Origin of the sequence: Nonomuraea mesophila (assembly GCF_004352805.1) — a bacterium.
Taxonomy (GTDB): domain Bacteria; phylum Actinomycetota; class Actinomycetes; order Streptosporangiales; family Streptosporangiaceae; genus Nonomuraea; species Nonomuraea longispora.
Window position 1 is genome coordinate 43,617 of record NZ_SMLD01000057.1, and the last position, 7,600, is coordinate 51,216.

Here is a 7,600-nt window from a genome sequence, read left to right on the forward strand (position 1 = left end):
TCCAGCTTGCCGGTTCGCTCTCGCGTACTCTACCGTCTCTAACGGATAAAAGCGTTTATCCGTTAGAGAATGGGATGACACGATGACGTTGTTGCTGGCTCACATCAGCGACCTGCACCTCGACGGCACCGGCCGAGCGCTCCGTCGCGCCACCCGCGTCATGGACCACCTGCGAGCCCTTCCCCGCCCGGTCGACGCCGTACTGGTCACCGGCGACATCGCCGATCACGGCGAGGAGGCCGAGTACGACCAGGCCGCCCAGGTTCTCGCCGCCCCCTTCCCCGTGCTCACCTGCCCGGGCAACCACGACGCCCGCCCGGCCTACCGCAAGGCGCTGTTGCGGCAACCGTCCGGCTCCGGGCCGGTCAACCAGGTGCACCACGTCGGCGGCACCGCCATCCTGATGTGCGACTCCACCATTCCCGGCCGCGACGAGGGCCGCCTCGACGCCGAAACCCTCGCCTGGATGCACGCCACGCTCGACGGGCTCGCCCCCGGCACGCCCGCGCTGATCGCCTTCCACCAGCCGCCCGTGGCGCTCCACCACCCGCTGCCCGACTCCCAGCGGCTGGAGGGAACCGGCGACCTGGCCGCGCTGCTCGACGCCCATCCCCAGGTCGTCGCCGTACTCACCGGCCACGCCCACACCGCGGCCGCCTCCACCTTCGCCGGCCGCCCCCTGATCGTGGCCCCGGCCGTCACCTGGACCCTGCGCCTGCCGTGGGAGGGCGACCAGCCCGCCGACCGCGAGCAACCGCCCGCCCTGGCCTTCCACGTCCTGGACGACGACCGGCGCCTGACCACCCACTACCGGGTCGTGCTGGAGGCGTGATCCATCCGTACGCGGTCGCCGGGTTCCTCCTCGCAGTCCTGCCCGTCGTCGCCACCCCGGGCGCCAGCCTGACCTTGCTGATCCAGCACGTCACGGCGGGCGGCCGCGGCCAGGCGTTCCCGGTCGTCCTCGGTACGGTCACCGGCCTGTACGCGCACGCCACCCTGGCCGCCGCCGGTCTGTCGACGCTGGTCCTGCACTCCAGCCAGGCCTTCACCGCCGTCAAGCTGCTCGGCGCCGCTTACCTGGTCGGCCTGGGCGTGTGGACCTGGCGCTCCACGACCCTCCCCCCGCCTGCCGCGCCGGCCACCCAGCGCGTACGGACCGGCTCCGTCTTCAGCCAGGCCCTGCTCGCGAACCTGCTCAACCCCAAGGCGGCCTCGATCTACCTGACCCTGGTCCCGCAGTTCATCGCGCCCGGCCGGCAGCTCGGCGGGCAGATCCTCACCCTGGCCACCGCCCACGCCCTGCTGGTGGCGGTGTGGCTGCTGACCTGGACGGCCCTCGTTCACCGCGGGGCGCACCTCCTGCACAGAGCCCGCTTCAAACGCGCGGTCGGAAAGGTGGCGGCGGTGGTGCTCGTCGTCCTCGGCCTCCGAGCCGCCACGACCTAGACGGGAGCACGCCGAGTTCTTCGTAAGCAGGTCGCCGTCGCGGGGTGATCAGTTCATATCGGTATAGTCCTCCGGAAGTCGTGTTAAGGAGGACAAATGAAGCAAGCTATGTGGCGGACGGTACTCGGCCTCGGTGGCTCCTTGCTGCTGGGAGCGGGGCTCATGGTCGGCACCGCGGCCCCTGCCTCGGCGGCCGGGTGTTCGGGCACTCATCTCGACAACTGGTCGATCACGGGCGGCTACATCGCCGTCTACTACAACTCGTCCACCGGCAAGAACTGTGCGATGACGTACACGAACAAGCCGGGCAAGAAGCAGTACATCAGGGTGGACATCTCCGCCAGCGGAGGGGGCAGCCAGACGGACAAAGGCTCCTTCACGACGTACGCCGGCCCGGTGAGCGTCAACGCCAAGGGCAAGTGCATCAGCTTCGCGGGGCAGGTCGGCAGCGGCAATCCGCTCGAAGGCGTGACCAACGTGTATTGCGACTGACCGCGGACGACCCTGAGCGGCCGCGAGGCTGGGTAGGCCGCCGCGGTCAGCGCCGCGCCGGGACCGGGCGCGTACGGCCGGTGGCGACGGCGATGGCGGAGGCGGCGGCGCACAGGATCGCGGTCCATGCCAGGGTCGCTTCCGTCGAGGTGTGGTCGGCGACCACACCGGCGATCCACGGCCCGGCGGTCTGGCCCGCAGCGAACACCGTGGTGAAGGCCGCCAGCGTGGCGGTCCAGTCGGCGGCGGGGACGGTGCCCTTGATGAGGGCGGTGATCGCGGCGGGGACGCCCATGAAGGTCGCCCCGTAGACGATCGCGGAGGCGAGGATGACCGGGGGTGCGGGCGCCGCCAGCGCCAGCGCGGAGCCGCCGCCGAGGAGGGCGAGCAGGGTGGCCAGGGCGCGGGTGCCCGGCCAGCGGGCGGTGGGGCCGTTCCAGAGTGCGGGCGCGGCGATGACGGCCAGGCCCAGCGCCGTCCAGGTGAGCACCACCTGCCCGAGCGGGGCGTGCTGGTCGGCGAGGTACGCGGACAGGAACGTGATGTAGGTGATGTATCCCGCGGCGAACAGCAGGTAGGCCAGGGCGGGTCCCCACAGCGGGAGCAGCCGGGCCCGGCCCGCCGTGGCAGCCCGCGCGTCCTCGTCCGTACGCGCCGCGCTCCAGCTCGCCACGGTCGCCAGCGCTGCGGCGGCGGCCAGGCCGATCCAGGCCAGGCGCCAGTGCTCGCCCAGCACGGGCACGCCCACGCCGCTGACGACGATGCCGAGCCCGGTGCCGGCGAAGTAGATGGTGATGGGGGCGCCCGAGGCCGCGCGGGCGGCCACCCGTGAGGCGATCACGCCGCCGGCGACGAACACCACCGCCCCCGCCACCCCGGCGGCGGCACGTGCGACGAGCAACGACAGGTAGGCCTCGCTCGCGGCGGTGGCGGCGAGCGAGGCGGCCGTGATCGCCATGCCGACGCGGAAGGCGGCGGCCGTGCCCCAGCGGCGTACGACCGCGGCGGTCGCGAGGGCGCCGAGGAGGTAGCCGAGCCCGTTGGCGGTGCTCATCGCCCCCGCCTCGGACAACGTCCAGCGCAGATCCTCGCGCATGGCGGGCACGAGCAGGCCGTAGGCGAAGCGCGCGAGCCCGAGGGCCGTGGCGGTGCCGAGCGCCAGCCGGGCCGCCTGCCACGCCGCCGCGGACCCCGCCAGCGGCGTCGTATGCGTCATCGGCCGCGGCTCTCGGCGGTGTTGTGCGGTGTCATGGCGTCTCTCCGGATCGAACCGATCGGTACGAACCCGATGCTAACAAGCAGAACGAACCGTTCGGTACGATTCATGGCATGCCCGTACCCAAAGGCTCGACCATCGACCCCGGTCGCACCCGGGCGGCCATCCTCGCCAAGGCCACCGAGGTGCTGTACGAGCGCGGACTCGACGGTGTCGGCGTCGCCGAGCTGTGCGCCCGCGTCGGCGTGTCCAAGGAGACGCTCTACCGGCACTTCGGCACCAAGGACGGCCTGGTGGAGGCCATGTTGCGGGCACGCAGCGAGCGGGTGGCGGGCTGGCTGGCCGACGCCGCCGCCACCGCGGGCGACGACCCCGCCGACCAGCTCGCCGCCGTGTTCGACGCCCTCCAGGGGTGGTACGACGACCCGGTCTTCCGCGGTTGCGCGATGCTCAACGCCGCCGCGCAACACCACGTAGCCGCCGTACGCGCGATCACGGCCCGCCACCTGGGCCGGCACCTGGAACTGCTGACCGGCATCGCCGCCCGCGCCGGCGCCGCCGATCCACCCGCTCTGGGGCGTCAGCTGCTCCTGCTGGTCGAGGGGGCGACCGTCGTGGCCGCGCATCACGACGCGGCGGGCGCGGGCGAGGCCGCCAAGCAGGCCGCGCTCGTTCTGCTGTCGGCCCACCGGGCCTGAGCCGCGCGAACCGGTTTCGCTCCGGTGCATTTCTTGTTGAATGCCCGTTTCCACCGCGGTGCGGCCTCAAATGGTTTTGACCATTGATTGTCCCACGCGCGCCCATCGGCGCCGTCCGGGCCATGACGTGTTTGTTAATCTCCCCAACGCAAATGGTCCGTTCGCAGCTGGAGGGGAAATACTCATGGCTCGACAGCACGTCCGAATATCGGCATTTATGGCGGTAATGGCCGCTGCCCTGCCGGTGGCGGCCCAGGTGCCCGCGCATGCCGCGGCCCTGCCCGTCTTCAGCACATGCCAGGACGTCCGCCGGACGATTCCGCTCGCCAGGGACGGCACCTATCTGCTCATCAACAACGGAAACGTGTTCACGGCGTACTGCCACAACATGGCCACCACGCCCGCCGAATACATCACGCTCGCCAGAACGGGCCAGGACGTCAATTATTCGCAGTACACCGCGGGCGGCGCCTCGCCGGGCACGAACGTCAGGACGGCCTTCACCCGGCTGCGCGTCGACCCCCGCACCATGACCGTGGACATCGGCGACCTGACCTTCGCGTCGTCCACCGGTTCGCTGCGCCACGCCTCGACGACCGTGACGAGCATGCCGTACGGCGCCGCGATGGCGTGCACCGGCAGCGCCGACGGCCGGGGGAACATCGACCTGCGGGGCACGCCGTTCCGCGTGGCCGACACCTTCGTCACGGGCGGCAACGCTCCCACCGGGTCGGCGAGCGCGAGCGCGCGCAACCAGGTGGTCGCCCTGCAGGGTGGCGGTTACTGCGGCTGGATCACGTCGGCCCCGGTGATGTACAACCCGTTCAACCCGCAGGCGGGCACGCCTCACCTCGAGCTGAGGTGCTCGGGCAGGCGCACGGTGTTCACGCGCGACCAGATCTGCGTGCGCCTGAACGACGGCGCCCCCGTCACCACGCAGGTGCGGCGGCGGGGCAGCCAGGGCCGGGTCATCGTGCAGCACGGCGACAAGGCGGTGGCGGTGCTGGGCCCCGACGGGCAGGTCCGTCCGCTGGGCTGACCCGTCCGGCTCGCGCATCCGGCAGGCCCGGTTCCCGGTGGGGGGAGCCGGGCCCTTCTGTCTGCGGAGACGTGGTCACGCCGGCGCCGGCGTCCCGGTCAGCAGGCGCAGCTCGTCGCGGAGCATCCGGCGTACGGACTGCGGCGTGAACCTGTCGGGGTAGGTCGCCGCGTGCAGGGTCAGGCCGTCGATGAACACGTGGAGCCGCCCGGCCTGATTCTCCAGATCGGCCCGCGGGAGCTCCTGGCCCGGCCGGTCGGGCAGTGGCAGGCCGTGGCAGGAGGCGACCGCGATGCGGCAGATGTGGCGCTCGCCGGCCCAGCCCGTGTGGCGCAGCCGCGCCAGCGACTCGTCCACGTGGGAGCGCAGCAGGCAGGCCAGCCAGACGTCGACCTCCACCCGCCGCTCGTCGTCGAGGGGGAGCAGCTCTTCGAGCATGAGCAGGGCGCGGCGCTCGCCGGGCATGTCCGCGTGGTAGTGCGCGGTAATGCGCCGCGTGACGCTTCTGGCGACCGCCTCCGCCGCGAAGCGCAGCAGGCCGCGCTGGCTGTCGAAGTAGTGGCGCAGGCCGCCGACCGAGATGCCCGCCGCCTCGGCGACCTTGCGTACGGTGGCCCCTTCGATGCCCTCGCGGCTGACGACCTGCCACACCACGCGGACGATATCCTCGCGCCGCTGCTCGTGGTCGACGATCTTCGGCATGCTCCTATTACAGCACAGCTGTACGGTTTCCTATACAGTACAAGCGTGCGAAATAAGCTCTCCTATGCCGTCCTGGGCGGTGGCCTGGCCCTGATCGCCGGATCGGCGCTGTGGCTGGTGCTGACCGGAGCCGCCGACATCCGCTATTCCGCCGACCACGGCGACACCGTGCCCATGTGGCATCGCTGGATCCCGGTGCTGGCCGGGCTGGCTCTCGTACGGCTGGTGCCGCCCAGGACGGAGCCCTCGGGTGGGGTGACGGGAGGGCGTGGTGTCCGGGTTCAGGCGGGCGTGCTGCTGGTGGCGGCGCTGGTCTTCGCCGTGGCGTTACGGTGGTCGGGCGGCGGCGAACCCACGCACACGGTGCTCAAGCTCGCGCTTCTGTCGGCCGTGCCCGCGGTGCTGTTCCGGTGGTCGAGGCGCGACCCTGTCACCCTCGTACGCGAGCCGTTGACGGCCTGGCGGCGCTACGGCCCCGCGGCGCCGGTGGCCGCCTGGCTCGTCCTCTCCTACGCGGGCCCGCTGGCCCTGCCGGCCAGCGACTTCGCGGCGACCGTCGACCCCCTCACCCTGGTGGTCACCGTGGTCGTGGTATTCGTCGTCAACGCCCTGCTCGAAGAGGTCTTCTACCGGCGCTGGCTGCAGACCCGATGGGAACATCTGCTCGGCCCCTGGCCCGCCATCGTCCTGTCCTCGCTGCTCTGGGCGTCCTGGCACATCGGCATCCAGGGCACGGGTGACCTTCCGCGCGACCTGGCCTCCGCGTTCGTCAACCAAGGGGTGCAGGGGTTGTTCCTGGGCTACCTGTGGAGCCGCTATCGCCTGATGTGGCCCCTCCTGGTCGTCCACGGCGCGGTGAACGCCGCTCCTATCCTGCTGGGAATGTTGTGAGATAATAGGAATCTACGCAAGCCCTCTCGCCTTGAACACGTCCAGGCGAGAGGGTTTTTTCATGCCCTGATCAAGGAGTGATCTCATGGACCTCGGCCTGACGTGCCCTCGTTTCACCTGGCCCGGTGGCGACGCCGCCATCGCCTCCAGGTTCGCCGCCGCCGCCCGGGGCGCCGACCAGGCCGGTTTGCGCAGTTTCTGGGTGATGGACCACCTTTTCCAGATCCCCAACTTCGGCGCGGTGGAGGATCCGATGCTGGAGGCGTACGGCGCGTTGTCCTACGCCGCCGCCCTCACCGACCGGGTGAGCCTCGGCGCGCTCGTGACCTGCCCCTTGCACCGCGAGCCCGGCCTGCTGGTGAAGCAGGTCAGCACCCTCGACGCGCTCTCCGGCGGGCGGGCGGTGCTCGGCATCGGCGCCGGCTGGTACGAACCCGAGTTACGCGGGCTCGGCCTGCCGTTCCCGCCGCTCGCGGAGCGGTTCGAGCGGTTGGAGGAGACGCTGCGGATCGTCCGGCAGATGTCGAGCGACACGGACGAGCCGTACGAGGGCCGCCACTACCGGCTGGGACGCACGCTCAACGCGCCCCAGGCGAACCCGCCCGTCCTCATCGGCGGCAGCGGGGAGAGAAAGACCCTCAGGCTCGTCGCCCAGTACGCCGACATGTGCAACCTCTTCTACGGCGCGGACGTACAGCACAAGCTGGGCGTCCTACGGGCCCACTGCGAGCGGCTGGGACGGCCCTACGAGGAGATCGAGAAGACCCTCCACATGCGCATCCCCGGCGGCCAGAGCGTCGAGGAGAGCGTGCAGCGCTGCGGTGAACTCGCCGGGCTGGGCATCGACCACGTCATCGTGGCCGTGCCGGACGCGGCCGACGACCGGTGGCTGACGCACCTGGCCGAACTGGCCACGAAGATCGCCGGCATCACCCCGCCGGGGCGCTGAGCGTACTCTTCGTCGTATCGCACCAACCCGGATCGGCTTGTTCAGCCGAATCTGGCGTGGAACCCTGGGCGTTTACGCCCGGGAGGAAACGACAGCGCGGGAGGGCCTCCAGGCCCGAGCGGTGCCGTGACAGCTGGTCCGCGTGAGCGGATCAGCCTGGCCGTTTC

At 71.2% G+C, this 7,600-nt stretch carries 9 protein-coding genes; 7 read left to right on the plus strand and 2 right to left on the minus strand.

Annotated elements, in window-relative coordinates; genetic code table 11:
* The first annotated feature begins 82 nt into the window (after window positions 1-82).
* The 3 genes from E1295_RS22120 (at window position 83) to E1295_RS22130 (ending at window position 1,938) form a co-directional block, all read left to right on the plus strand.
* A complete protein-coding gene (locus tag E1295_RS22120) occupies window positions 83-832 on the plus strand; it encodes a phosphodiesterase (RefSeq protein ID WP_132632219.1) in 750 nt (249 codons plus the stop codon).
* On the plus strand, window positions 829-1,446 hold the full coding sequence (locus E1295_RS22125; protein WP_132632220.1) for a LysE family translocator: 618 nt from the start codon (window positions 829-831) through the stop codon (window positions 1,444-1,446). The genes E1295_RS22120 and E1295_RS22125 overlap by 4 nt, the downstream gene beginning before the upstream one ends.
* 96 nt (window positions 1,447-1,542) lie before the next feature.
* Window positions 1,543-1,938, plus strand: a complete 396-nt coding sequence (locus tag E1295_RS22130; protein ID WP_132632221.1) for a hypothetical protein — start codon at window positions 1,543-1,545, stop codon at window positions 1,936-1,938.
* A gap of 46 nt (window positions 1,939-1,984) precedes the next feature.
* Here the strand turns inward: E1295_RS22130 and E1295_RS22135 are convergent, their stop codons facing one another.
* Window positions 1,985-3,154 (minus strand): YbfB/YjiJ family MFS transporter, encoded by a 1,170-nt coding sequence (locus E1295_RS22135; protein WP_132632222.1) that lies wholly within the window; start codon window positions 3,152-3,154, stop codon window positions 1,985-1,987.
* A gap of 113 nt (window positions 3,155-3,267) precedes the next feature.
* Between E1295_RS22135 and E1295_RS22140 the strand changes: the two genes are divergently transcribed.
* Both E1295_RS22140 and E1295_RS22145 read left to right on the plus strand, forming a co-directional pair.
* Window positions 3,268-3,852 carry a TetR/AcrR family transcriptional regulator gene (locus E1295_RS22140; protein WP_132632223.1) on the plus strand — a complete coding sequence of 195 codons (585 nt, stop codon included), beginning with the start codon at window positions 3,268-3,270 and terminating at the stop codon, window positions 3,850-3,852.
* Between the two features lie 226 nt (window positions 3,853-4,078).
* Window positions 4,079-4,891, plus strand: coding sequence for a GON domain-containing protein (locus E1295_RS22145; protein ID WP_220448836.1), 813 nt, complete (start codon window positions 4,079-4,081; stop codon window positions 4,889-4,891).
* A 75-nt stretch (window positions 4,892-4,966) separates the two neighbouring features.
* On the opposite strand, the gene E1295_RS22150 is transcribed toward E1295_RS22145, so the two are convergent.
* Window positions 4,967-5,593 (minus strand): TetR/AcrR family transcriptional regulator, encoded by a 627-nt coding sequence (locus tag E1295_RS22150; RefSeq protein WP_132632225.1) that lies wholly within the window; start codon window positions 5,591-5,593, stop codon window positions 4,967-4,969.
* Between the two features lie 45 nt (window positions 5,594-5,638).
* On the opposite strand from E1295_RS22150, the gene E1295_RS22155 reads away from it, so the two are divergent.
* Both E1295_RS22155 and E1295_RS22160 read left to right on the plus strand, forming a co-directional pair.
* Window positions 5,639-6,484, plus strand: coding sequence for a CPBP family intramembrane glutamic endopeptidase (locus E1295_RS22155; protein WP_220448837.1), 846 nt, complete (start codon window positions 5,639-5,641; stop codon window positions 6,482-6,484).
* A gap of 85 nt (window positions 6,485-6,569) precedes the next feature.
* The gene (locus tag E1295_RS22160) at window positions 6,570-7,433 is read left to right on the plus strand and encodes a TIGR03560 family F420-dependent LLM class oxidoreductase (protein ID WP_132632226.1); all 864 of its coding nucleotides are present in this window, start codon (window positions 6,570-6,572) and stop codon (window positions 7,431-7,433) included.
* Window positions 7,434-7,600: the final 167 nt, after the last annotated feature.